General features: G+C 73.2%; 21 protein-coding genes. 14 read left to right on the top strand and 7 right to left on the bottom strand.

Translation table 11 applies throughout. The annotated features are described in order from the left end of the window. Positions 1-105: 105 nt before the first annotated feature. Positions 106-1,032 (top strand): LysR family transcriptional regulator, encoded by a 927-nt coding sequence (locus ACQPY4_RS08900; RefSeq protein WP_433334343.1) that lies wholly within the window; start codon positions 106-108, stop codon positions 1,030-1,032. Here ACQPY4_RS08900 and ACQPY4_RS08905 read toward each other — a convergent pair. Then, the gene (locus ACQPY4_RS08905) at positions 1,004-3,889 is read right to left on the bottom strand and encodes an ATP-binding protein (RefSeq protein ID WP_433334345.1); all 2,886 of its coding nucleotides are present in this window, start codon (positions 3,887-3,889) and stop codon (positions 1,004-1,006) included. The genes ACQPY4_RS08900 and ACQPY4_RS08905 overlap by 29 nt on opposite strands. Positions 3,890-4,140: 251 nt before the next feature. Between ACQPY4_RS08905 and ACQPY4_RS08910 the strand changes: the two genes are divergently transcribed. From ACQPY4_RS08910 to ACQPY4_RS08920, 3 genes are all read left to right on the top strand, one after another. Then, on the top strand, positions 4,141-5,001 hold the full coding sequence (locus ACQPY4_RS08910) for a S8 family serine peptidase (protein ID WP_433334347.1): 861 nt from the start codon (positions 4,141-4,143) through the stop codon (positions 4,999-5,001). Between the two features lie 187 nt (positions 5,002-5,188). Continuing rightward, positions 5,189-5,986, top strand: a complete 798-nt coding sequence (locus ACQPY4_RS08915; protein WP_433334349.1) for an N-formylglutamate amidohydrolase — start codon at positions 5,189-5,191, stop codon at positions 5,984-5,986. Positions 5,987-6,000: 14 nt separating this feature from the next. After that, positions 6,001-7,491: a TerD family protein gene (locus tag ACQPY4_RS08920; RefSeq protein ID WP_433334351.1), complete on the top strand. Its 1,491-nt coding sequence runs from the start codon at positions 6,001-6,003 to the stop codon at positions 7,489-7,491. Here the strand turns inward: ACQPY4_RS08920 and ACQPY4_RS08925 are convergent. Beyond that, positions 7,488-7,841 (bottom strand): winged helix-turn-helix transcriptional regulator, encoded by a 354-nt coding sequence (locus ACQPY4_RS08925; RefSeq protein ID WP_433334353.1) that lies wholly within the window; start codon positions 7,839-7,841, stop codon positions 7,488-7,490. The genes ACQPY4_RS08920 and ACQPY4_RS08925 overlap by 4 nt on opposite strands. A gap of 108 nt (positions 7,842-7,949) precedes the next feature. Between ACQPY4_RS08925 and ACQPY4_RS08930 the strand changes: the two genes are divergently transcribed. Continuing rightward, on the top strand, positions 7,950-8,426 hold the full coding sequence (locus tag ACQPY4_RS08930; protein ID WP_433334355.1) for a luciferase family protein: 477 nt from the start codon (positions 7,950-7,952) through the stop codon (positions 8,424-8,426). 21 nt (positions 8,427-8,447) lie between these two features. Here the strand turns inward: ACQPY4_RS08930 and ACQPY4_RS08935 are convergent, their stop codons facing one another. Next, positions 8,448-9,857 (bottom strand): DHA2 family efflux MFS transporter permease subunit, encoded by a 1,410-nt coding sequence (locus ACQPY4_RS08935; RefSeq protein ID WP_433334357.1) that lies wholly within the window; start codon positions 9,855-9,857, stop codon positions 8,448-8,450. 182 nt (positions 9,858-10,039) lie between these two features. On the opposite strand from ACQPY4_RS08935, the gene ACQPY4_RS08940 reads away from it, so the two are divergent. Next, positions 10,040-10,324: a PGPGW domain-containing protein gene (locus ACQPY4_RS08940; protein ID WP_433334359.1), complete on the top strand. Its 285-nt coding sequence runs from the start codon at positions 10,040-10,042 to the stop codon at positions 10,322-10,324. Here the strand turns inward: ACQPY4_RS08940 and ACQPY4_RS08945 are convergent. Together ACQPY4_RS08945 and ACQPY4_RS08950 are read right to left on the bottom strand one after the other, a co-directional pair. Continuing rightward, a complete protein-coding gene (locus ACQPY4_RS08945) occupies positions 10,318-11,265 on the bottom strand; it encodes an alpha/beta hydrolase (protein WP_433334361.1) in 948 nt (315 codons plus the stop codon). The two genes, ACQPY4_RS08940 and ACQPY4_RS08945, sit on opposite strands and share 7 nt — an antisense overlap. Before the next feature lie 92 nt (positions 11,266-11,357). Further along, positions 11,358-12,551 carry a DUF418 domain-containing protein gene (locus tag ACQPY4_RS08950; RefSeq protein WP_433334363.1) on the bottom strand — a complete coding sequence of 398 codons (1,194 nt, stop codon included), beginning with the start codon at positions 12,549-12,551 and terminating at the stop codon, positions 11,358-11,360. Positions 12,552-12,713: 162 nt separating this feature from the next. Between ACQPY4_RS08950 and ACQPY4_RS08955 the strand changes: the two genes are divergently transcribed. From ACQPY4_RS08955 to ACQPY4_RS08965, 3 genes are all read left to right on the top strand, one after another. Next, the gene (locus ACQPY4_RS08955) at positions 12,714-13,388 is read left to right on the top strand and encodes a response regulator (protein ID WP_433334365.1); all 675 of its coding nucleotides are present in this window, start codon (positions 12,714-12,716) and stop codon (positions 13,386-13,388) included. Further along, positions 13,385-14,473, top strand: coding sequence for a sensor histidine kinase (locus ACQPY4_RS08960; protein WP_433334367.1), 1,089 nt, complete (start codon positions 13,385-13,387; stop codon positions 14,471-14,473). The genes ACQPY4_RS08955 and ACQPY4_RS08960 overlap by 4 nt, the downstream gene beginning before the upstream one ends. A 65-nt stretch (positions 14,474-14,538) precedes the next feature. Next, the gene (locus ACQPY4_RS08965) at positions 14,539-16,095 is read left to right on the top strand and encodes an acetolactate synthase large subunit (protein WP_433334369.1); all 1,557 of its coding nucleotides are present in this window, start codon (positions 14,539-14,541) and stop codon (positions 16,093-16,095) included. A gap of 6 nt (positions 16,096-16,101) precedes the next feature. Here the strand turns inward: ACQPY4_RS08965 and ACQPY4_RS08970 are convergent, their stop codons facing one another. Continuing rightward, on the bottom strand, positions 16,102-16,953 hold the full coding sequence (locus ACQPY4_RS08970; RefSeq protein WP_433334371.1) for an aldo/keto reductase: 852 nt from the start codon (positions 16,951-16,953) through the stop codon (positions 16,102-16,104). Between the two features lie 181 nt (positions 16,954-17,134). On the opposite strand from ACQPY4_RS08970, the gene ACQPY4_RS08975 reads away from it, so the two are divergent. The 5 genes from ACQPY4_RS08975 to ACQPY4_RS08995 all read left to right on the top strand — a co-directional run bounded on the left by ACQPY4_RS08975 (position 17,135) and on the right by ACQPY4_RS08995 (position 22,889). Then, positions 17,135-19,468, top strand: coding sequence for a discoidin domain-containing protein (locus tag ACQPY4_RS08975; RefSeq protein WP_433334373.1), 2,334 nt, complete (start codon positions 17,135-17,137; stop codon positions 19,466-19,468). Between the two features lie 151 nt (positions 19,469-19,619). Next, a complete protein-coding gene (locus tag ACQPY4_RS08980; RefSeq protein WP_433334375.1) occupies positions 19,620-20,141 on the top strand; it encodes a hypothetical protein in 522 nt (173 codons plus the stop codon). Positions 20,142-20,220: 79 nt separating this feature from the next. Beyond that, complete coding sequence (locus tag ACQPY4_RS08985) at positions 20,221-21,078, top strand: DUF4097 family beta strand repeat-containing protein (protein ID WP_433334377.1); 858 nt, start codon at positions 20,221-20,223, stop codon at positions 21,076-21,078. Between the two features lie 36 nt (positions 21,079-21,114). Then, a complete protein-coding gene (locus ACQPY4_RS08990) occupies positions 21,115-22,089 on the top strand; it encodes an ATP-binding cassette domain-containing protein (RefSeq protein ID WP_433334379.1) in 975 nt (324 codons plus the stop codon). After that, entirely contained in the window at positions 22,086-22,889 is an 804-nt protein-coding gene (locus tag ACQPY4_RS08995; RefSeq protein WP_433334381.1) for an ABC transporter permease, read from the top strand. The genes ACQPY4_RS08990 and ACQPY4_RS08995 overlap by 4 nt, the downstream gene beginning before the upstream one ends. A 54-nt stretch (positions 22,890-22,943) precedes the next feature. Here the strand turns inward: ACQPY4_RS08995 and ACQPY4_RS09000 are convergent, their stop codons facing one another. After that, positions 22,944-24,770: an asparagine synthase-related protein gene (locus tag ACQPY4_RS09000; protein WP_433334383.1), complete on the bottom strand. Its 1,827-nt coding sequence runs from the start codon at positions 24,768-24,770 to the stop codon at positions 22,944-22,946. Positions 24,771-24,782 lie beyond the last annotated feature (12 nt).

Raw genomic sequence — 24,782 nt, forward strand, 5'->3', positions numbered from 1 at the left:
CGCGGGGCGGTGCCCCGCGTGATCCAGACAACCGTCCGATTCCGGGGCACGTCCAAGACCTTCGGCCATACAGTTAACGCATAGCTCGCCCGACCGGGGAGGCGCATGGACGTCGACACCCGCTCCCTGCGGTACTTCGTCGAGCTGGCCGAGCAGCTCAACTTCACCCGGGCCGCCGAGCGGCTCTACGTCTCGCAGCCCGCGCTCAGCCGGGCGATCAAGCGGCTGGAGGACGACCTGCGCACGCCGCTGTTCGAGCGGCTGGGCCGCGAGGTCAGGCTGACGGCCGCGGGCGAGGCGCTGCTCCCGGACGCGCGGGCGCTGCTCGACGGCTGGCTGTCGGCGCAGCGCAACGCCCGCGCGGTGGCGGCGGCCCGGTCACGCGTGCTGCGGGTCGGTTTCACGGCGTCGGGTGCGGGGACGCTGGCGACCCGGGCCTACACCGAGTTCATGCGCCGCCACCCGGACGCGTCGATCGAGCCCAAGCGCTTCGAGTGGGGCGGCGAGGTGGCCGCGCTGCGCGAGGGCCTGGTGGACGTCGCGTTCGTCTGGCTGCCCGCCGACACCGCGGGCCTGCGCACCGAGATCGTCGCCACCGAGCGCCGGATGGCCGGGCTGGCCGCCGGGCACCCGCTGGCGGACCGGACCGAGCTGTCGATCATGGACCTGGCCAAGGAGCCGCTGGTCTGGACGCGCCGCGCGCCCCGGGAATGGGTCGACTGGTGGGCGGTGAACCCGCGTCCGGACGGGAGCGAGCCGGTGTGGGGCCCGGAGAACGACAACGTCGAGGAGATGCTGGAGCACGTGGCCTCGGGCCTGGCGGTCTGCCTCAGCCCCGAGTCGATGACGCTGCACTACGGCCGTCCGGACCTGGCCTGGATCCCGGTCACCGACATCCCGCCGCTGCGCATCGCGCTGTGCGGGCCGATCGGCGAGGCCAACCGCGCGGCGGGCGGCTTCGCCGCCGTCGTCCGGGAAATGGCCCGGACCGGCGACGGCGGGGTCACAGGCGGATCTCCTCCCGGGAGGTGACGCCGAGCTTGCGCAGGACGTTGGCGACGTGCTCCTCGACCGTGCGGCGCGACAGGAACATCGCCTGCGCGATCTCGCGGTTGGTGCGGCCGCTGGCCAGCAGCCGCGCCACGTCCTGTTCGCGGGGCGACAGCTCGTTGCCGTAGCCCCGGCGGCCCCGGCGGGACGGCGTGGCGACGCCCGTGCTGCGGACGCGGTGGCGGCAGCGGGCCGCGTCCATCGTCGCGCCGAGCGCCTCGTAGGAGCGTGCCAAGTCGTTGAGAGTGGTGACGTCGGCCGGATCGTTGCGGGCGGCCTGCTCGGTGAGCTGCGCGGTGCGGTAGGGCATGCCGAGCCGCTCGTGGCGGCCGATCGCCAGCTCGAACAGCCGGGACGCCTCGGCCCGGTCGCCGGTCGCGGCCGCGAGCTGCGCCTCGCACGCGGCATGGGCCGCGCGGGCGAAGGGCGCGTCCAGCTCGGCGATGCCCGAGCCCATCTCCCCGGTCACCGCGCGGGCGTCGTCGGCCCGGCCCGCGGCCAGGTACGCCTCGACCGCCTGCGGGGCCAGGTCGCCCGCCCACACCCAGATGCCCTTGCGGCGCAGGATCTCCACGCCCCGGTCGGCGTAGGAGCAGGCCGCGTCGAGCGTGCCGCGGTTGAGCAGCATCGTGGTCATCCCGCCGAGCGCGGCGATCGCGACCGGGATGACGGCCGAGTCGGGCTGCGCCATCCGGGTGGCCAGGAAGCTGTTCTCGGCGCGGTCCCAGTCGCCGCGCGCCGTGGCCAGCCAGCCCTTGACCAGCTGGAGCTCGCTGGTGACCGGCAGCAGATGGGCGTAGGCCTGCGAGAGCCGCTCGACCCGCTCCTCCAGGCCCGTCCAGTCGCCGGAGAGCCAGTCGAGCCGGATCCGGGTGGCCTCGGCGGTGCCGACCACGTAGGACGCCCCGGACTGGTTGGCCAGGTTCACGCCGGTGTGCAGGAACTGACGCGCGCGCTTGTAATGGCCGATCCAGGAACAGGAGTCGGCCAGGTTGCAGTGCGCGCGCGCCAGCTCGCGCAGCTCGTCGGAGTCGGTGAGATCGGACGCCGCGGGCAGCCGGCCGATCCGGCCCCAGGCGTCGGGGTCGCCGCAGATCAGACGTCCGCCCAGCGTGTTGGCCAGCAGCGCCGTCCGGAAGACCCCGGGCGGCAGGTCGTCCATCCGGTCCTCCACGCGTTCGAGCCACACGCGGCTCTCGGACGCGGGGGCCCGCGACAGGTAGGGCAGCGCCAGGACGGCCATGCCCCGCAGCATCCGCTCGGTGCGGTTGTGCAGCGAGCCGATCGCCAGCTCGATCTCCGCGCGTCCCCGGGCCATCTCCCCGGTCTCGCGGACCAGCAGCAGCCCGAGCCAGAGCCGGACCTCGCCGCGGACCTCCTCGGTCAGCCGCGAATCCGACAGCAGCGCCTCGATCTGGGCCGTGGTCTCCTCGTGGTGCAGCCCGGCCAGCGCGTGCTGGCACAGCTTGATCGCCAGCCGGTTGACGTCGTCGGCCGCGACCGAGTGCTCGGAGACCACCGCGCGCAGCAGGTCGATCGCCGTGGACGCGTCGCCGGCGTCCATCGCCGAGTCGGCGGCCTGCTCGCTGTAGCGCAGCCACTCCGCCAGCAGCCCGGCGCGCTTGGAGTGCGCCGCGAGCTGGATCAGCGGCGGCGGCGCGATCCGGCCCAGCGCCGTGACCGCGCGGGCGTGCAGCTCCTGCCGGTGCGGGCCGGGCAGCGTGTCGTACACCGCCCGCTGCGCCAGCGTGTGCCGGTAGCCGTAGGTGTTCTCGGCGACCTCGACCAGGACGGCGCTCTCCAGCAGCCGGGTGACCTGCACCCGGCTCTCGGCCTCGGCCACCTCGCCGACCTCGCCCAGCAGCTCGGCCGTGGCCGGGACGCCGAGCACCGCCGACGCCTCGGCGATCGCCCGCGCGCCCTCGGGCAGCGCGTGCAGGCGCTCCAGCATGGTCTCGCGCAGCAGCGCGGGCACCTCGACGTTGTCGAGCAGGCGGCGGGCGGCCTCACCGTCGGCCTGGACGGCGCCGTCCAGGTTCCGCAGCGCGTACGTCGTCTCCTCGACCACGAACGGCAGGCCCGCGGTGCGCTGCCGCATGGTCTCGGCGAACTCGGCCGAGACGTCCTGGTCGCCCAGGATCGCCTCCACCAGGCCGCCCACGCCCTCGGCGTCCAGCGGGCCGAGCACCAGGTGCGCGCTGGTGGTGCCGGGCGGCGGACGGAACGCCCGGCCGAGCGGGGCGTCGCCGGGCAGGTCCTCGCGGCGGAAGGTCACCACCAGCGAGAGGCCGGGGGGCGGGTCGGTCATCACGAAGCGCAGCAGCTGGCGCGTTCCCTCGTCGGCCCAGTGGACGTCCTCGATCACCAGCACCGCGCGTCCCAGCGCGGCCAGCAGGTCGCGGACGGCCCGGAACATCTGGTGCCGGTCGGCGGCGGGGTCGCCCAGCTGCTCGGGGGCGGGCGGAAGCAGCTCGGCCAGCTCGGGAAGGTAGGGGCGCAGCGCGCCGGTCACCGGGCTCAGGTCGCCCAGGTGGTCGCCGCACGAGCGCAGGCACTCGAAGATCACGCCATAGGGGAACGGTTCGCGCAGCGGCTGGCAGTACCCCATCGCAACCCACACCGACCGCGCGCGCAGGGTGGTGACCAGCTCGGAGACCAGCCGCGACTTGCCGACCCCCGCCTCGCCCTCGACCAGCATCACCGACGGCGACCCCGCGGCGGCGGTCGTCAGCGTCTCCAGCTCGGGCCCGCGCCCGATCAGGATCGGTGAACTGGTCCTGACGGAGGTGCTCGACCCCCTCGATCGGGCCGCCCGGCTCCGGCGCGCACCGTTCGTCATCGTTCACACTCCGGCGGGAGGTCGCTTCGTCTCGGCACGAGGCTCCACGAGCCTACGCAGGTGCAGCGGCTTCGGAAACCCCGCAAATCAGGATAGTAAAACCCGTATCCCATACGGGTCATTGTCACGGTTGTTTTGCTTTCGTCTGTGTTTGACGCTGTTACCCGAGCGGCCTTCCGTGTTCCCACCCCCACCTGTGGCCGCTCCATCGGAAGGCGGCGGCCTCCCGGTGAAGGGAGACGGAGTCAGCAATGTCCAGGACAGCCTTGGCCGCGGCCGGTATCGGAATCGCGGTCGCCGCGGCGACGGTCGCCGGTGCCCCCGCGGCCTCGGCTGTGCCGCACGGCCCGGTCGCCCGGGCCGCGCACCCCATCGCCGGGCAGTACGTCGTTTCGCTCGAACCCGGCGCCCGTCACGCCGCGAAAGAACTGACCCGCCGCCACGGAGGCGTCGTCGTCCGTACCTTCTCGGCCACCTTCAACGGATTCCTGGTCAAGAACCTGTCCGAGCGCCAGGCGCGCCGCCTGGCGGCCGACCCGGCGGTCAGGTCGGTCCACCAGGACGGTCGCGCCCGCGCGGCCGGAGAACAGCTCGACCCGCCCTCCTGGGGCCTGGACCAGGCCGACCAGCAGACGTTGAACCCCGACCGGAAGTACGCCTACCCCAACACCGCCGACGGCGTCACGGCCTACGTGATCGACTCGGGCGTCGCCAGGGACCACCCCGAATTCGAGGGCCGGGCCTCCTACGGGCCCGACTACATCGGCAACGACCCCGACTCGGCCGACTGCAACGGCCACGGCACCCATGTGGCCGGGACGATCGCGGGCAAGAACGTCGGCGTCGCCAAGAAGGCCAAGGTCGTGGCGCTGCGCGTGCTCGACTGCGGAGGCATCGTCTCGGCCGTGCACACCGGCGGTTACGCGACCAAGAGCGGCACATCGATGGCGGCGCCGCACCTGGCCGGCACCGCCGCCATGGACCTGCACAAGAACCCGGCCCTCACGCCCCAGCAGGTGCAGGACCGGATGGTGCGGGGCGCCACGCCCGGCCTCGTCACCGACCCCGGACCCGGCTCACCGAACAAGCTTCTGTGGGTCGGCTACATCTGAACGAACGAGACCACAGGCACCCGTTTCCCTGCGTGGTGCCATCCCCAGGGGAGAGCTGGGGAGGGAATGCCGGCTCAGCTTCCCTCCCCAGCCCCCACTCAGCGCGGACCCGGGCCGCCGTTCCACCGCCCCCAGAACGGCGGCCCATTTCCGTCCATGCCCGCCTCGGGTTTGGCATCGTTGCCGGATGGCCGATCATGAGGCGTTCCGCGTCGAGGCCGGGGACGGCGCGTCCCCGGTGATCCTGCACGTCCCGCACGGGTCGCGGGTGGTGACACCGCACGCGAGGGAGCGCATCCTGCTCGACGACGCCGCGCTGGCCGCCGAGCTCGACCTCATGACCGACGCCCACACCGCCCTCATCGCCGAGCGGGCCCGGGCGGCGGCCTGGATCTTCGCCAACCGGCTCTCGCGGCTGGTGGTCGACCCGGAGCGCTTCCCCGACGAGCGCGAGGAGATGAACGCGGTCGGGATGGGCGCGGTCTACCTGCGCACCTCGCACGGCGAACCGCTCCGCGAGGACGATCCCGCGCACACCGAAGAGCTGCTCGCGCGGTACTTCCGCCCCTACGCGGCGGCGATGGCCGACCTGGTGGCCGCCCGCCTGGCCGCCACGGGACGCGCGGTGATCATCGACGTGCACTCCTACCCCAGCCGGGCGCTGCCCTACGAGCTGCACGCGTCCGGCCCCCGCCCAGCGATCTGCCTGGGCGTGGACGCCTTCCACACCCCCGCCTGGTTGCTCGAGGCGGCGTCCACGGCGTTCTCCGGCCTCGGGGATCTCGACGTGAACACCCCCTTCGCCGGGGCGTACGTGCCCGTGGACCACCACCGCCGGGACGCCGCGGTGTCGGCCCTGATGATCGAGATCCGGCGCGACACCTACATGACCGAGCCCGGCGGCCCGCCCGGCCCCGGGTTCGAGGCGGTCGTCCGCGCGCTCACGAAACTGGTCGAAGCGGCACGACCCGGGCGCGGCGATTGACTAGGCTGCTCGGCATGCCGATGCAGAAGGGCGCCAACGTCCCGGTTCCCGTGGCCAGGGTCCGGGTCGAGCTGGGGTGGCGGCAGGCGCCGGGCGCCCCCGACGCGGACGCGTCCGCGCTGCTGCTCACGGGCACCGGCAAGGTCCGCTCGGACGACGACTTCGTGTTCTACAACCAGCCCGCGCATCGCGGCGGCGCGGTCCGCCACGAGGGCAAGCGGCCCGAGGGCGGCTTCGTGCGCGACACGCTGGCGGTCGACCTGGCCGCGCTGGAGCCCGCGATCGAGACCGTGGTGATCGCCGCCTCGGCCGACACCGGGACGTTCGGCCAGGTGCAGGGCCTGTACGTGCGGGTACTGGACGCCGCCAACGGGTCCGAGGTCGCGCGGTTCGACAGCCAGGGCGCCACCACCGAGACGGCCTTCGTGCTTGGCGAGCTGTACCGGCGCAACAACGCATGGAAGTTCCGGGCGGTCGGCCAGGGCTACTCCACCGGCCTGGCCGGGCTGGCCACCGACTTCGGCATCAGCGTCGACGACGCCCCCTCACCCCCGCGCCCGCCCGCCCCACCCCAGCCCCCCGCCCCACCCCCGCCCGCCTACCAGCAACCCCCGGCTCCGCCCGCGAACCAGCCGCCGCCCGCCTACCAGCCGCCGCCGCCCGCGTATCAGCAACCCCCGGCTCCGCCCGTGAGCCAGCCGCCCACAGCGCCGCCCGCCCACCAGTCGCCCACGCCCGCGTACGAGCAGCCCTCGGCCCCGGCCGCCTACCAGCCGCCGCCCGCGTATCAGCAGCCGCCGCCGACGCAGCCGCCGTACGTGCCGCCGCCCACTCCCGCGCCGGTGACGCAGCCCGCGCCGGAGCCGGTGCGGCTGTCGAAGATCACGCTGACCAAGTCGGCGCCCGCGGTGTCGCTGTCCAAGCAGGGCGCGACGTCCGGCGCGATGCGGGTCAACCTGAAGTGGAACGCGCGCAAGCCGCCGCGCGGCTGGATGAACAAGGGCAAGGGCGCGGTGCGGCTTGAGGATCTCGACCTCGACCTTTCGTGCCTGTGGGAGCTGCAGAACGGCGCCAAGGGCATCGTCCACCCGGTGGAGAACCAGTTCGGCTCCTACGAGCACCCGCCCTACATCCGGCTCGACCAGGACGACCGAACCGGGGCCAGCGACGAGGGCGAGAACCTCACGATCAACCTCGACCACAGCGCCGAGCTCAAGCGCGTGCTGGTATTCGTCAACATCTACCAGGGCGCGACCAGCTTCGCGGGCCTGGACGGCGTCGCCACCCTCTACCCGCCCGCCGGGCCGCCGATCGAGATGCGCCTGGACGAGTGCACGGTGCCCTCGCCGGTGGCGGCGATCGCCTCGATCGAGAACGTCGGCGGCGAGCTGGTCGTCCGGCGCGAGGCCCGCTACATCCTGGTGCCGCCGGGCGTCTTCAACCAGCAGGCCGTCGACCTGGAGTACGGCTGGGGCATGTCCTGGCACGCCGCCGGCAAGGACTAGGGCGAGTCGGCGTAGCGGCGGCGGGCGGCCGCGACCTCGCTGAGGTGCGCGTCGGACCAGGCCGTCAGGGCGGCGAACACCGGGCTCAGCGACCGGCCCAGCTCGGTGATCTCGTACTCCACGCGCGGCGGGATCTCGGGGTAGTGGGTGCGCGAGATCAGGCCGTCCCGCTCCAGTTGCCGCAACCGCTGGGTGAGCACCTTGGAGGTGATCGCGGGCAGCCGCCGCTGCACCTGGTTGAACCGCTGGCGGCCGTGCTCGCGCAGGACCCACAGGATCGGCGTGGTCCAGCGGCTGAACACCAGATCGACCACCGGGCTGATCGGGCACGGATCGATGGTCTCGGACATGATCACCATCCTGGGGGAAAGCAGGTTTCTCCTAGGATCCTACTATCCTCAGGATGCTAGCTTCCTTGGCATCGGCCGGAAATGGCCGGTAGCGCGAAGGAGCATTCGATGCACGACGTTCTGACACTTCCCGTCCGTCCGGGACCCCGGCCCGAAACGGGGCCGTCCGTTCCGCACACGCAACTCAGCCAGCGGGGCCCGCGGGCCGTCGTCGACGAATTGCGGGAATGGATGTCCGGCGGGCTTCCCGGCACCGTCATTCGTCCCAGCGAGATCTCCGAGCCCGGCTCGCTGGCGTTCTTCCTCGACGGCGGCGGCCCGCCGTCCGGCGCCGTCCTCCTGCCGCCGCGGCTGACCGCCGAGTTCGTCCATGTCCATGTGGACGGCAGCCTGCACCTCGCCCTCGACCGGCCCGACCAGGACGAGGTCATAGCGAAGGGGTGGGGAGAACGGCATCCGTTGTATTCGCCCACGATCAATGTGCTGATGCTGTACGGCCCTCGCGACGCCGGGGAATTGGCGATCGCCCGTTCCGTGGTGGCCGCGTCCTATCGCTACGCCAAGGGCCACCCTCTCGCCGGATGAGGGTGGCCGTCGCGGAAATTCTCAGGATGTCCGGGGACGGGGAAGAAAGGCGACCAGGGCCGTTCCGGCGGCCGTGATGACGGCGGCGACCAGAAAGGCCGTGGCGTATCCGGCCGCGAGGTCGGTGCCCGACCGGGCCGCCGCGGTGGCGAGAATGGTGAGGCCGATCGCGCCGCCGATGGTGCGGGAGGTGTTGACGATTCCGGCCACCGCCCCCGCCTCGGACGGCGCCGCGCCCCCGGTGGAGACCTCGACGAGCGGGGTCATCAGCAGCCCGAAACCGAGGGCCATGACCACGCCGGGGCCGAGGATGGAGCCGAGGAACGTCCCGCCGTCGTCGAGCACGACGCTCTGCCAGGCGAACCCTCCGGCGGCCATCAGCCCGCCCGCCCCGGCCACGAGCCGGGCGTCGAACCGGGCCATGAGCGTCGGCGCCAGCTTGGAGCCGAGGATGATCCCGGCGGTGTGGGGCAGGAACGACAGGCCGGTGGCCACGGCGCTGTAGTGCAGGACGTTCTGCATGTAGAGCGAGAGGAAGTACCACAGCGCGAAGCCGCCGAGCGTGCTGACCAGCGTGGCGAGGTTGCCGAACGCGACGCTGGGCAGGCGGAACAGCCGCAGCGGGACCAGCGGCTCGGCGGTCCTGGCCTCCACGGCGACGAACAGGGCCAGCGCCACCAGCCCGGCGACCATCGGGACGAGCGACTCCGCCGAGGCCCAGCCGTGCGTCTCGGTGCGGGTGATGCCCCAGTTGAGCAGGGCCACGCCCGCCGTGACCAGGACGGCCCCCGGGACGTCCAGGCGGGGACGGGCGGAGGCGTCGCGCTCGTTGCGCAGCCAGAGCGCGGCGATCATCGTCACGACGATGCCGATCGGCACGTTGATCAGCAGGACCCAGCGCCAGCTGAGGTAGTCGGTCAGCACCCCGCCGACCAGACCGCCCGTGGCGCCCCCGGCGGTGCCCACGGCCGTCCACAGGGCGATGGCCTTGGTGCGCGCCGGGCCTTCGGGGAAGGTGCCGGTCAGCAGCGAGAGCGTGACCGGGGCGAGCACCGCGGCGCCCAGGCCCTGACCGGCCCGGGCCGCGATCAGCATCCAGGACTCCTGGGCCAGCCCTCCGGCGAGGCTGGCGACGGTGAAGATCCCGAGGCCGAGCAGGAACATGTGCTTGCGGCCGAAGAGGTCGGCCAGGCGCCCGCCCAGCAGGAGGAACCCGGCGAACGTGAGCGAGTAGGCGTTGACGACCCATTGCAGCCCGGTGGCGTCGAGCGAGAGGCCGCTGCGCATCCCGGGGAGCGCGACGTTCACCACGGAGATGTCGAGGACGACGAGGAACTGGCCGATGCTCGCGGCGAGCAGCGCGGCCCAGGCGGGGGTGGACGGGCGTGTGGCCGGCTCCTTGACGGTGGCGGGCTCGTGAGTCGTGGACATGCCCGCCATGCTTCTCCGCGAGGCCGCCCGGCGCGTCGGCCACCGGGACCAGAGGACCGGGGCAAATCGGCCTAGGACCAGCGGCCCTACCCGGGAACGGTGTGGCGCGGGTCACGCTGCCGTTCGCGGCGTCCCGTGCGTCAGAGGAAGTGAGGCCCTTTCCGCCCACTGTAGGAGGCCCTGTGATCACCGAGACCCGCCCGTCCGAGACCGATGTCGTCCTCGCCCCGAAGGCCCCGCGCAAGCCCGGCGGGCCGGTGCGGAAGATCGCGGTCGCCGTGGCCGGGATCACCGTGATCCTCGCGGGCGTGGTGATGATGGTCCTCCCCGGCCCCGGAGTGGTCGCGATCCTCGCCGGTTTCGGGATCCTGGGCACCGAGTTCCCGGCGGCGCGCCGGGTCAGCGAGCGCCTGAACGACTACGCCCGCGCCGCCTGGCGGAAGATCCGCCGTCCGAAGGCTCAGTGACGCGTCCCCAGACGCTCGCGCAGGAACTCCTCGTTCCGCTCGTGCCAGTCGCGGGACGAGGGGATCAGCGCCGTCATCTCGTGTGAGCCGTGGATGTGGCCCGCCCACCGGGTGACGGTGACGGGCACGCCCGCGTCGCGCAGGCGCGCGCCGTACCGTTCGGCCCCGTCGCGCAGCAGGTCGTACTCCGCCGTGTTGATCCGGGTGGGCGGCAGGCCCCCGAGGTCGGGTGTCAGCCCCGGTGAGGCGTACGGCAGCGTCCGCTCTTCGGGACGCGTGTAGAAGCCGAGGTACTCGGCCAGGTCGTCCCTGCCGAGCGGGTAGCCGCCCGGGAGCTCCTCGACCGGGTCGTCCCCCAGCGTGAGGTCGGCGGCCATGACGTCCAGGACCTGCGCGACCAGGGCCGGGCCGCCCCGGTCGCGGGCCATGAGCGCGGCGGCGGCGGCGAGGTTCCCGCCGGACGACACCCCGCCGATCGAGATCCGGGCGGCGTCGAACCCGAGGTCGTCCGCGTGCTCGGCCGTCCAGCACAGCGCGGCGTAGGTGTCCTCGGCCGGGACGGGGAAGGGGTGCTCGGGCGCCAGCCGGTGGTCGACCGAGACGACCGCGCAGCCGACGTTGACGGCGACGCGCGCGCACACGCCGTCGCTGAGCTCGGGAGTGCCGAGCCACCAGCCGCCGCCGTGGACGAAGACATGGACGGGCAGTGGCCGTCCGGCGCCGGGCGGGGTGGAGATCCGCACGGTGATCTCGCCGCCGTCCACCGGCACCCGGTGGTCGCTCTGGTCGGCGTCCGGGGCGGGCTCGGCCATCCGTGCGCGCATGCCCATCTGCGCGTGCGTGGCGGCGCGCCGCTCGGCCACCGAGGCCGCCGGGACGGGGCGTCCGCGCGCCTCCGCGATGCGTTCCAGCACGGGCTCCAGCTGAGGAAGAACGGTCATCGGGACTCTCCTTCAATGAAAATGAGTGAGTACCCACTCATTTTGAGTGCACGCTCAGAGCGAGTCAAGACCCTTCGCCCGGGCGTGACCGGTCAGCGGTCCCGTCCGGCGAGCCTGGTCGCGGTGTTGAGCACGTGTTCCAGCGGTCCTCGGGCGAAGAAGTGGGACCAGACGAGGGCGAAGGCGATGGCCGTCGCCGAGAAGCCCAGCAGGAGCGGAAGGGACCCGGGAAGCTCGTCGTGGCCCAGGACGTGAAGGCCGACGACGTGGAACACATAGACCGTCAGCGACATGCTTCCCACCGCCGTCAGCGGCCGGGCCTGGATCGTCAGCCGCGCCCGGTCGTGCAGGAGCGCGACGCACGCGATCAGTACCGCGATGGCCACGCCGGTGTTGCCGAGGATGGCGAACGTGGTCTCGCTGTGCGGGGCCGCCACCCACATCCGCGCGGGGGTGTCCTCGTAGGAGATGTCCGCGCGGGCGGACCACCAGGCCGACAGCACCGCGCGGTCGCCCTCGGCGGCCGTGAGCAGGTCGCCGCGCAGGCCGGGGACGAGCCGGAAGGCCAGCCACGACCCGCCGTAACCGGTCACCGCCAGGACGGCGCCGGTCACGGCGAGCCTGGCCCGGACGGCGGCCGACGCCAGGTCGCAGCGGGCCAGCGCCATCCCGGCGATCACGAACGAGACCCAGGCCAGCGCGGGGTAGGACCCGGTGAACAGCAGGCCGACCAGGCCGTCGGTGCCGCTGGCGCGGGCGAACGGGTCGTGCCCGGCGACCGTCTCGGGCCAGGACGCGTTCCGGATCACGTAGAGCACCTGCGGCGGGACCAGAGCGGTGCCGAGCGCGATCGCCGCCAGCGCGGCGGGTCCGAGCCCGCGCAGCGGGAGGACCAGGACGAAGAACAGGCCGTAGTAGGCCAGGATCACCTCGACCGGCGTCCCCGTCATGGTCAGCAGGGTCCCGACGACGAGCAGGACCGCGGCGCGGATCAGCACCCTGGCCACGGCGCGGCGGCCCTCCGGGCCGGTCTTCGGGGCGCTCCGGCCGGTCATCAGGATGATCGAGAACCCGGCGAGCAGCGCGAACAGGGCCGACGAGCGGCCGTGCGCCAGCTCCATGACCAATCCGGTGCCGCCGCCGTCGGCCGGGTCGGGGCCGATGTGCACGGCGTACATCCCGAGGACGGCGAGGCCGCGCGCGAGGTCCACGCCGACCAGGCGAGCGGTCGAAGGGGCGGCCGGGGCCTCGGGCAGGGTCAGGGGCGGGGAGGCGTTCTGGGGCATGCCCTCCAGGCTTGGGAATCGCGCCGCCGGGCGGCCATCCGCCGGGACGCGGGTCCGTCCCCGCCGCCAAGCCCCCCACCGGGGGGAACCGCCCCGTCGGTCGGCGGGTTCGGCCGGCGGGACGGACCAGGCCCTCGATCTTCCGCCGTACGCTGGGACGACATGGCGAAGGGGGCGCGGGTGATCCGTGTGGTGGTGGTGGACGACGAGGCCCTCGTCCGCTCCGGGTTCGAGCTCATCCTGAACGCCGCCGACGGCATCGAGGTGGTGGCGACCTCGGGCGGCGGCCAGGCCATGGACGCGGTGCGGCGCGAGCGTCCCGACGTGGTGCTGCTCGACATCCGGATGCCGGACGTCGACGGCCTCGCGGTGCTGCGGGAGATCCGCGCCATGGCGGCGCCGCCGGTGGTGGCGATGCTGACCACGTTCGACTCCGACGAGTACATCGTGACCGCCCTGCGCGGCGGCGCCGCCGGGTTCATCCTCAAGGACACCGAGCCCGAGCAGCTCGGCCAGCTCGTCCGGACGCTGGCGGCGGGCGGCGTGGTGCTCTCGCCCAAGGCGTCGCACGCGATCGTGCACGCCCGCCCCGGGAGAGACGACGCCGAGGCGCGGCGCGTGCGCCTGCTCACGCCCCGCGAGCGGGACGTGCTGGTGCTGATCGCGGGCGGCCTGTCCAACGCCGACATCGCGGCCCGCGTCCATCTCAGCGCGGGCACGGTCAAGGACCACGTCAGCGCGATCCTGGGCAAGCTGCGGGTCTCCGGCCGGGTGCAGGCCGCGCTGCTGGCGCAGCGGGCGGGGCTGCTGGACGGGCGCGCGGGCGACCGGCCGTGAGCCGGTTCCCCGCCCCGCTGGTGTCGGCGGTGCTCGTCGTCCTGGCGGGCTGCGACGCCTGGCTCAACCGGGAGCGGCCGTTCGAGGTCGCCTTCGCCGCGGTGGCGTGCGCGGCGCTCGCGGTCAGGCGCCGCTACCCGATGGCGGTGTTCCTGCTGGGCCTGCCGCCGACCTTGTTCCTCTCGCTCGCGGTCCTCCCGTTCGCCACGCTCTACACGCTGGCCGAGCGGTACCGGAACCGGCTGCTGCTGGCCGTGTGCGCCGTGGCGTCGGCCGCCATGGGCACGCTGCCGTGGCCGCTGGCTGACTACGCGCACGACGAGGTGCCGCACACGTTCATCGAGTTCGTCTATCTCGTCGCGATGGCCGCCGCGCCGGTGTTCCTGGGGCAGCTCGTCCAGGCCCGGCGGGACGTCTCGCTGCGGCTGGCCGAGGTCGAGGAGGCCCGCGACCACGAGCGGCGGCTGCACGCCCAGAACATGCTGGCCCGCGAGCGCGCCCAGCTCGCCCGCGAGATGCACGACGTGGTGTCGCACCAGGTGAGCCTGATCGCGGTGCGTTCGGGCGCCCTCCAGGTCGGCACCAAGGACGCCGAGGCCAGGCAGGCCGCCCGCACGATCCGCGAGCTGAGCGTCACCACCCTGGACGAGCTGCGGCACATGGTCACGCTGCTGCGCATCTCCGGCGGCGACATCAACGAGCTGACCCCGCAGCCCACGCTGGGCGACCTGCGGCGCCTGATCGGCAGCAGCGGGATCGAGGCGCGCCTGTCGGGGGAACTGCCCGCCCAGACCGCCGCGACCGTCCAGCGGACGATCTACCGGACGGTGCAGGAGGCCCTGACCAACGTCCGCAAGCACGCACCCGGGGCCACGGCCGCGATCGCGCTCTGGCACGACGACGCCGAACTCGGCGTGACCGTCACCAACACCCCGCCGACGCGTCCGACCCTGTCGCTGCCGAGCGCCCGGCAGGGGCTGGTGGGCCTGCGGGAACGGGCCGACCTGCTGCAGGGAACCCTGGAGTCCGGCCCCACCGCCGACGGCGGCTTCGAGATCAGCCTCCGCGTTCCGCGCCCCGCCTGAGGCGGTGGCGGATCGGCGGCGCAGCTGCCAGGCTCCCCGGAGATCGAGCAGACCAAGGAGAGGCCATGAACGGCGCCCAGGCCCTGATCCGCACGCTGGCCGACGCGGGCGTGACGGCCTGCTTCACCAATCCGGGCACCTCGGAGATGCACTTCGTCGCCGCCCTGGACGACGTGCCGGAGATGCGGGCCGTGCTGGCCCTGTTCGAGGGCGTCGCGACCGGCGCGGCCGACGGGTACGCGCGCATGGCGGGACGTCCGGCGGCGACGCTGCTGCACCTGGGCCCCGGCCTGGGCAACGGGCTGGCGAACCTGCACAACGCCCGCAAGGGCAAGGTGCCCGTCGTCAACATCGTGGGCGACCACGCCACCCACCACGTCCGGTACGACGCCCAGCTCCAGTCCGACATCGAGACCGCGGCGCGCAACGTGTCGTCGTGGGTGCGCACCTCGCGGAGCACCGGCGACCTCGCCCGCGACGCCGCCGCGGCCGTCGCCGCCGCCCAAGGCCCGCCCGGCCAGGTCGCGACGCTGATCCTGCCCGCCGACGTGTCCTGGGGCCAGGGCGCCGAGCCCGTCCCGCCGCGGGCGCCCGCCGCCGCTCCCGCGCCGTCCGGCGCGGCGGTCAGGGCCGCCGCCGAGGCGCTGCGCTCCGGCGAGCCCGCCGCGCTCCTGCTCGGCGGCCGGGCCCTGCGCGAGCCCGCCCTGGTGGCCGCGGCGCGCGTCGCCGCCGCCACCGGGGCCACGCTGCTGGCCGAGACCTTCCCGGCCCGCCTCGAACGCGGCGCCGGGCTGCCCGCCGTGGAGCGGATCGCCTACCTCGCGGAGTTCGCGTCCACCCAGCTCGACGGGCTGCGCCACCTGATCCTGGTCGACGCCAAGGAACCGGTCTCGTTCTTCGCCTACCCCGGCAGGCCGAGCCGCCTGGCACCCGAGGGCTGCGCGGTGAGCGTGCTCGCCGCACCGGACCAGGACGCGCTCGCGGGCGTCGAAGCGCTGGTGGACGCCCTCGGCGCGGGCGAGACCGCGCCTCCCGTCCAGCCCGCCGCCCGTCCCGAACGGCCCTCGGGCCCCCTCACCGCGGCGGCGGTCTGCCAGGCCGTCGGGGCCCTCCTGCCCGAGGGCGCGATCGTGTCCGACGAGGCGCAGACCTCCGGGATCTACCTGACCGGCGCCACGGCGGGCGCCCCGCGCCACGACTGGCTGTGCCTGACCGGCGGCGCGATCGGGCAGGGCCTGCCGCTGGCGGTCGGCGCGGCCGTCGCGTGCCCGGACCGTCCCGTGCTGGCGTTGCAGGCCGACGGGTCCGCCCTCTACACGATCCAGGCGTTGTGGACGATGGCGCGCGAGAACCTCGACGTCACCGTGATCGTGTTCAACAACCGCTCCTACGCGATCCTGAACATGGAGCTCGACCGCGTCGGCGCGGGGGAGCCCGGCCCCAAGGCCAGGTCCCAGCTCGACCTCGACGGGCCGGGCCTCGACTTCGTCGCGCTCGCCACCGGGTTCGGCGTGCCCGCGTCCCGCCCCGAGACCGCCGAGGACCTGCTGGACGCGCTCGCCCGCGCCCTCGCCGAACCCGGCCCGCACCTGATCGAGGCGGTCATCCCGCCGATCTTCTGAGCGCCGTCAGGACAGCAGCTCCATGTCCTCCCGGGTGAGGCGCAGGTCACCGGCGGCCAGGTTCTCCTCCAGGTGACCCGGGTCGCCGGTGCCCGGGATGGCCAGGACGTGCGGGCCCTGCTCCAGGGTCCAGGCGAGCCGCACCTGCGCGGCCGTCGCGCCGTGGGCCCGCGCCACCGATTGGACGTTCGCGTCCTCGACGGCGCCCGGCCCCGCCTCGCGTCCCTCCCCGGCGATCGCGAAGAACGGCACGAACGCGATGCCCGCGCGCCCGCACTCGCGCAGGAACTCCACGTCCTCACGGGGCGCGCCGATCCCGAAGGCGTTCTGCACGCAGACCACGGGCGCGATGGCCCGGGCCTCCGCGAGCTGCGCGGGCGTGAAGTTGGAGACGCCCAGGTGCCGGATCAGCCCGGCGTCGCGCAGCTCGGCCAGCGCGCCGAAGTGCTCGGCGATCGACTTGGTCCGCGCGCTGCGCGGGGCCCGCAGGTTCACCAGGTCCAGATGGTCGCGTCCGAGCTGGCGCAGGTTCTCCTCGACCTGGCCGCGCAGCTGGCCGGGCGAGGCCCACCACCACTCGCCCGAGGGGTCCCGTGCCGGCCAGACCTTGGTCGCGATGACCAGGCCGTCCGGGTAGGGGGACAGGGCGTGGTTGATCAGCTCGTTGGCCGAGCGCAGGCGCGAGAAGTAGAACGCCGCCGTGTCGATGTGGTCGACGCCGAGCTCCACCGCGCGGCGCAGCACCGCGACCGCGCGGTCACGGTCGCGCGGCGTCCCGTCGGCCTCGTGCGTCAGCCGCATCGCGCCCAGACCGATCCGGCCGACCTCGGTCTCGCCCAGTTTCCAGCGTTCATTCATGATCGGATTCTGCCCGATCTTCCGGATTCGCCGGACGCGGCCTAGGCGATGACCTCGACTGGTTCGCGCATCATTCTGTGCGTAGAAATGGAGGGTCTTGCTCAAATCTGATTGATGTGTACGATCTGCGATCAGATTCAGGCAGATTTCCCGGGCGGGATCTCTGCGGGCAGGAGTGGTCATGCTCATTCGCAAGCTTCCAGCCTTGCTGGCCGTCGCGGTGGTGGGCTCGCTCGCCGCCGTCGTCCCGCCGGCGGGCGCGGCACCGGCGGTCCCGAACCCCAAGCCGGTCGTCGTCCCGGCCCTCCAGGAATGGCGGGGCGGCGAGGGCGAGTTCCGGCCCAGCCGGGTCGTGGCGCGAACGCCCTCCCTTCTCCCGGCGGCCACCCGGCTCGCCGGGGAGATCACGGAGCTGACCGGGCGGTCCGTCCGGGCGGCGGGGCCGTCGGCGGAGCGGCACGGCGACCTCGCGCTGACGATCGACACCGCGCTCGCCGACCCCGCCGGCGGCGAGCGCTTCGCCGCCGAGGGATACCGCCTCAGCACCGGCGCGCGGACCGCGACCATCGCCGCGCCGACGGCCCGGGGCGTCCAGTACGGCACGCGCAGCGTCCTGCAGATGCTGCTGCGCGACGACAACCGCAGCGCCATTCCCGTGGGGACGGCGACCGACTGGCCCGGCCACAAGGTCAGGGCCTTCATGCTGGACGTCGGGCGGCGCTACTTCACCCCCGAATTCATCCGCGACTACCTGCGGATCATGGGCTGGTTCAAGTTCAACGAACTGCAGATCCATCTGAACGACAACGAGATCAAGGCGCCCGGCGGCGACTGGAGCAAGGCGTACTCGGCCTTCCGCCTGAAGTCGTCCAATCCCGAGTTCGCGGGCCTTGCCGCCGAGGACGGCTCCTACACGCGCGCCGACTGGGACTCCTTCGAGGACACCGCCGCCGCGAACGGCGTGACGCTCGTCCCGGAGATCGACGCCCCGGCCCACTCCCGCGCCTTCATCGCCTTCCGCCCGTCCCTCGGCCTGAACGGCGGGAACTCCGACCATCTCGACCTGAGCAAGCCCGCGGCGACGACGTTCATGAAGTCGGTCTTCGACGAGTTCACCCCGTGGTTCCGGGGCCCGGCCGTGCATTACGGGGCCGACGAGTACACCGCCGACAAGGCCCTCTACAAGCAGTACTTCAACACCATGGCCCAGCACGTCCGGTCCCTGGGCAAGCGGCCGCGCGCGTGGGGGAGCCTCACCCAGATGACGTCGGGGGGCAACACCGAGGGCTACGACCGCGACGTGACGATCGACAGCTGGAACAACGGCTGGTACGGGCCGCAGGCGCTGAAGAAGGACGGCTACAAGTTCATCAACAGCAACGACGCCCTTCTCTACATCGTCCCGTTCGCGGACTACTACCACGGCAAGGGGCTGGACGGTCAGTACCTCTACGAGCAGTGGGAGCCGCACGTCTTCCCGGGTGGCCAGAGCGTCGAACCGAAGGACCCGCAGCTCGAAGGCGCGATGTTCGCCGTCTGGAACGACCTGGTCCGGCATCGGTACACCGAGCTGGACGTCCATGGGCTCGTCGACAAGACGATGGGCGTCCTGGGCCAGAAGATGTGGAGCGGTGCCAAGGACCGCGTCGCCTACCCCGAGTTCCTGCGCACGGTCCGGTCGCTCGCGCTCGGCCCGGGGCTGGAGAAGCTCAGGCCGACGCTGCCGAAGGCCGAGCCCGACGAGCTGGGCTTCGGAGCCCGCGCGACGGCGTCCGGCTCGGCGGGAGGGCACGCCCCGGACGGCCTCACCGACGGCGTCACCACGAGCCGGTGGGCGAGCCCGCCCGGTGACAGGCAGGCGTGGGCCCAGGTCGACCTCGGCAAGCCCTCGACGGTACGGCGCGTCCGGCTGGACTGGGCGCCCGCATTCGGGCGCAACTACGACGTGCAGGTCTCCTCGGACGGGACGTCCTGGCAGACGGTCGTCACCCGCTACGGACGCACCCGTCCCGGCGTCGATGAGGTGACCTTCGAGCCCCGCAGGGCACGCTTCGTCCGCGTCGCGGGCCGCACCCCCGCCACGTCCGGCGGCTACTCGCTCTGGAGCCTCCAGGTCTTCGGCATGCCCGACCTGGCCAGGGGCCGGGCCACCACCGCCTCGTCCGCCGAGGTCGAGCGGCTGGGGCCGTCCAACGCCACCGACGGCGACCCCGGCACCCGATGGGCCAGCGAGTACACCGACAACGAGTGGCTCAGCGTCGACCTCGGCGCGCCCGCCTCGATCCGGCACGTGCTGCTCGACTGGGAGGACGCCCGGGGCCGCGACTACGACGTCGAGGTCTCCGACGACGGCCGGACCTGGCGCACCGTCGCCTCGGCCCGAGACAAGACCGGCGCGGGCGTCGACGAGCACACCTTCGCCGCCACCACGGCACGCCACGTCCGCATGCGCGGCCTGCGCCGCGCCACCACCTACGGCTACTCGCTCTGGCGCCTGGAGGTCAGGGAAGGCTGAGAACCCTCCGAATCGGCCAAGGCCCCGCTCATGGGGTCTTGGCCGATTTTCGTATGCCCGGAGGCGGCTGCGTCACGCGTGACGTCGACTCCAAGCAAGGTGACGTCATTTAGCGCTTGACGTGACGTCGTGATGGCGTCATAGTTGAGGCATGGAGCTGATGCCGTACGTGGAGGACCTTCGCCGCGAGCTCGCCGTGGCCGCCGGGACGGGCGGGCCGGACGCCCGCGCCCTGGCCGAGCGCCTGACCGGCCCGTTGGAGTCGGCGGTCAGGCTCGCCCTGCTCGAGGCGTTGTCGGCGGCGGCGGACGAGATCACCCGCGAGCTGGCGCCGGGCTCGGTCGAGGTGCGGTTGCGCGGTGGCGACCCGGGTTTCGTGGTGACGCCACCGCAGACGGCACCGCCCCCGGCGAACGTGGCCGGCGGGGCGCCGAGCGCACCGGCCGCCGGGCCGCCGCCCGGAGACGACGGCGGAACCGCGCGGATGACCCTGCGGCTGCCCGAGCACCTCAAGGTGCGCGTCGAGGAGGCGGCCGGGCGGCAGGGGACCTCGGTCAACGCCTGGCTGGTGCGCGCCGTCTCCACCGCCTTCGATCCCGGCGCCGGGGGCCGTACCGCCGAACCCCCGCAGCAACCCCAGACCGGACGCGGATTCACGGGCTGGGTGCGCTAGCGCACCCAGCCCGACCACCACCATTCACCGCCCGGCCCCGAGGCCGGAATTTCACCGAACCCCATGGGAGGGCTTCGCCATGCCTGCTTTCGACACCCCCGAGCCGATCACCGCCGACATCGACATCTTCATCGGCCAGGTCCGCGTCCATGCCGGCGACCGCGCCGACACCGTGGTCGAGGTGCACCCGAGCGACCCGTCCAACGAGGCCGGCGTGCAGGCCGCCGAGCGGACGACCGTCGAGTACTCGGCCGGACGGCTGCTGGTCCAGTGCCCCAAGCCCAAGGGGCTGGGGTATCTGCGGTCCTGGCGCGGCTCGGTCGAGGTGACCGTGGAACTGCCCGCCGGGTCCGACGTGCGGGCCGGCGGCGCGGCGGGCGGCATGGCCGACTTCATCGCCACCGGGACGCTCGGCCAGACCGTCCTGCGCGGGCTCAACGGCGACGTCCGGCTGGAGGAGGCCGCCGCGCTGGAGGTCAAGACGTCCATCGGCGAGATCTCGGTGGACCGGGTGAGCGGCCCCGCCGAGGTGACCAACTCCACCGGGGCGATCCGGCTGGGGGCGGTCGAGGGCCCCGGCACGGTGAAGAACTCCACCGGCGCCATCACCCTCGGCGAGGCGACCGGCGAGCTGCAGGTGAAGACCGCCACCGGCGAGGTCACCATCGACCGCGCGCTGGGCGACCTCACCGTCAAGTCCGCGCACGGCCGGATCCGCGTCGGCGCGGCGATCAGCGGCGCGCTCCGCCTGGAGGGCGGGCACGGCAAGGTCGAGGTCGGCATCGCCGAGGGCACGGCAGCCTGGCTCGACCTGCATTCGAAGAACGGCGTGGTGCGCAACACCCTGACCGCCGCCGACGGCCCGGACAAGACCGACACGGTCATCGAGGTGCACGCGCACACCAACTACGGCGACATCGACATCCACCGCTCCTGACCACCACCCCCCCGAGACACAGCCAAGGAGACCCCCATGAGCGACGCGATCACGGCCGAAGGACTGGTCAAGCGATACGGCGAGATGACCGCCCTGGACGGGCTGAGCTTCTCCGTCCCGCAGGGTTCGGTGCTGGCCCTGCTCGGCCCCAACGGCGCTGGAAAGACCACGACCGTGCGAGTGCTGACCACACTGCTGCGTCCCGACGCGGGCCGTGCCACCGTCGCCGGGTGCGACGTGGTGCGTGAGGCCGGACGGCTGCGCGCGCTCATCGGGCTGTCGGGGCAGTACGCGGCGGTGGACGAGCATCTGACCGGCGCCGAGAACCTGGAGATGGTCGGGCGGCTGTATCACCTGGGCGCCAAGCGCAGCAAAGCCCGCGCCCGCGAACTGCTCGAACGGTTCGACCTGGTGGACGCCGGCGACCGTCCGGTCAAGGGCTACTCCGGTGGGATGCGCCGCCGGATCGACCTGGCCGGGGCCCTGGTCGCCGACCCGCCGGTGCTGTTCCTGGACGAACCCACCACCGGCCTCGACCCCCGCGCCCGCGCCGCGCTGTGGGACACCCTGTCCGAGCTGGTCACCGGCGGCACCACCCTGCTCCTCACCACCCAGTACATGGAGGAGGCCGACCACCTCGCCGACCAGATCCTGGTCGTCGACCACGGCCGCGCCATCGCCCGCGGCACCGCCGACGAGCTCAAGGACCAGGTCGGCGGCAACCGCATCGAGCTCACCGTCACCGACACCGCCGAACTCGACACCGCCCGCCAGACGCTGGCATGGGTCGCCGTCGGCGCCATCCAGACCGCGCCCGAAGCGCTGCGGCTGACCGTCCCGGTGACCGACGGTCCCGAATCGCTCCGCCAGGCCCTCGGACGGCTGGCCGAGCAGGGGGTCCGGGTCCGCGACGCCGGGCTGCGGCGCCCCACCCTCGACGACGTCTACCTCACCCTGACCGGACACCAGGCGACCGGCACCGACGACCTGGCCAAGGAGGCCACCCGATGAACGCCCTCACCCTTCCCCTCGCCGACGGCTGGACCATCGCCCGGCGCAACACCCTGAAGATCAGGCGCTCACCGGACCTGCTCGGTGCCGCGATCATGTTCCCGATCGTGTTCGTGCTGATGTTCGCCTATGTCTTCGGCAGCGTGATCGAGGTCCCGGGGATGTCGTACAAGGAGTTCCTGCTCCCCGGCATCTTCGTCCAAGCTGTGATCATCAGTGCGCAGACCACCGGCTACACGCTGACGCTCGACCTGCAGAAGGGCATCTTCGACCGGTTCCGCTCGCTGCCGATGGCCCCGTCGGCGGTGCTGATCGGCCAGACCGTCAGCGACCTGCTGATGAACCTCGCCAGCCTGAGCGTGATGGCGACGATGGGGCTGCTCGTCGGCTGGCGGGTGCACACCTCGCCGCTGGAAGCGGTTGCCGGCTTCGGACTGCTGCTGCTGTTCGCCTACGCGTTCTCCTGGGTGACGGCGACGGTCGCGCTGGCCCTGCGCACCCCGGAAAGCTTCAACAACACCGCGACCATGGTCTCGTTCCCGCTGATGTTCATCTCCAACGCCTTCATCGACAGCTCCAAGCTGCCCACCCCGTTGCGGGTCGTCGCCGACTGGAACCCGGTCTCCACCATCACCCAGGCCGCGCGCGAACTCTTCGGCAACACCAGCACCGCGATGAAGACCTCCGACGCCTGGCCCATCCAGCACGCCGTCCCGGCCTCGCTGCTCTGGATCGCCGTCATGCTGATCGTGTTCGTCCCGCTGGCCACCCGCCTCTACAAGAAGTCGGCCAGCGCCTGACCCGTGACGCGACGCGCCCCTCCGGTCCCTGCCGGAGGGGCGCTTCCGGCGTTCTCACGTGGACGGGACGGGGATGCGGACGGGCGGCCGGGCGGGCTGGTCCTCGCGCCACGGGCCCGAGAGCAGGACGCTCATCGTGAACATGTGCCACGTCTGGAGGTGCCAGGCGGTGGGGACACGGGAGAGGTGCTCCTCGGCCCGGCTCCGGTCGACGATCTCGAACAGCTCGGACGGGCCGTCGAGGATCTGCTCGCGCAGGAGGGCCAGGTAGTTCTCGTCGTAGGACTTGCGCCAGTTGAAACCCGAGGTGCCCCCGGTGGGGACGACCGCCGCGCGGCGGCGCCAGGCGCCCCATTCGGACACGCGGCGGGGCCGCTGGGCCTCGAAGCGCCAGCGCTTGCCCTCCGGGGGGATGTCGCGCAGGCCGGGTGCGAGCATGCCGATGACGCCGAAGACCAGTTCCTCGTCGCGGCGCCACTCGGCGGGGAACCGCAGCGTCTCGCGGACGACGCGGTTGTCGAAGAACGGGTGGTAGTAGGGGCTGTTCATCAGCGTCGCGGTGTGCGAGCCGACGATCCAGCGGCCGGTGCGGTAGCGCAGGTAGAGCTGGTCCAGGACGCCGAAGCGGTCGCGCCGCGCGGCGGCGTCCCACGGCTCCCAGGCCGCGCTCGCGCGGGCGTTGGCCGCGGGCGTGGCGAACGGCGCGGCGGACTGGAAGATCGTCCTGACCCGGCGCCGGACGGCCTTCTCGGTGACGCCGTCCTGGTCGTAGAGGTAGCCGCCGCGCAGCGTCTCGCCGCCCGAGCCCGACGTGCGCGGCTGGAGCGTGTAGGGCTGCCGGCGGTCGACGTTCTCGTAGGCGGACGTCATGCCCTCGCACATCCGGATGACATGGACGGCCCGGTCCAGCGGGTGCGCGGCCTTCACCGACGCGGGCCGCTCACCGTGGGCCGCCGGCGTGACCTCGTGCTCGATCCCGAGGCGCTCGGCGACACGGGTGGCCAGCACGATGTCGGGGGAGTCGGCGAACCCGTGGGTGCGGGCGTGGAAGGGGACCTTCGCGGCGTGCAGCACCGCCGCCATCAGCCGGCTGTCCCGTCCGCCCGACAGGGCCAGCCGGACGGGCTCGTCGTGCCGGGCCAGCGGCGCGACGGCGGCGAGCAGGGCCGCCGCCACGCCGGACAGGGCCTCGCGGGTGGCGCCCGCGCCGCCGGGCGCCGGGTCCGGCACGGGGAATTCCTCCTCGGCGATTCCGACCGGCTCGCCCGGCCGGACGGTCAGCGTCGCCGCGTTGGGCAAGGCCCGCACGCCCGCGAACGGGGTCTCGTCGGTGGTGAAGAACCCGTGGCGCAGCAGCGGTTGCAGGGCGGGGACGTCCAGGTCGACGTCGGGACGCGCCGCGCCGGTCCGCGCGGCGCGCGCCGCCAGGTGGACGAGCAGCGCGCGGCTGCCCGCGAAGCGGAGCCCCGCCTCCTCCGCGTGGTAGACGGGGCAGACCCGGGTGATCGAGGTGGTCGCGTCGAAGCCCCGGGAGTCCGCCCGGAAGATCGAGAAGCAGCCGCCGAGCCCGGCCGCCACCGTCGCCGGGTCGGAGGTCTCCAGCAGGGCGCGCTCGTCGCGGTCGGGGTCGGCGAGGTAGCCGCAGTAGCCGAGGACGCGGCCGCCGCGCTCGATCAGCGGGCGCGGCGGCCGCGCGTGCCTGGGCTCGTTCGTCCAGGCGAGCAGCGCGGTGGCGCCGTCGTCCGACCTCCACTGCTCGGCGCGCAGTTCGGCGGCGGGTATCGGGACGGCCGCCGCGACGGCCTCGGGCAGCCCGGCCCAGACCTCGTGGGGGATCTCGTCACCGGGAACGGTGGTCGAGACGGCGAGATAGGCGCGCATGGGGTCGGGGCC

This window comes from Spirillospora sp. CA-294931 (assembly GCF_050946795.1).
Taxonomy (GTDB): Bacteria; Actinomycetota; Actinomycetes; order Streptosporangiales; family Streptosporangiaceae; genus Spirillospora.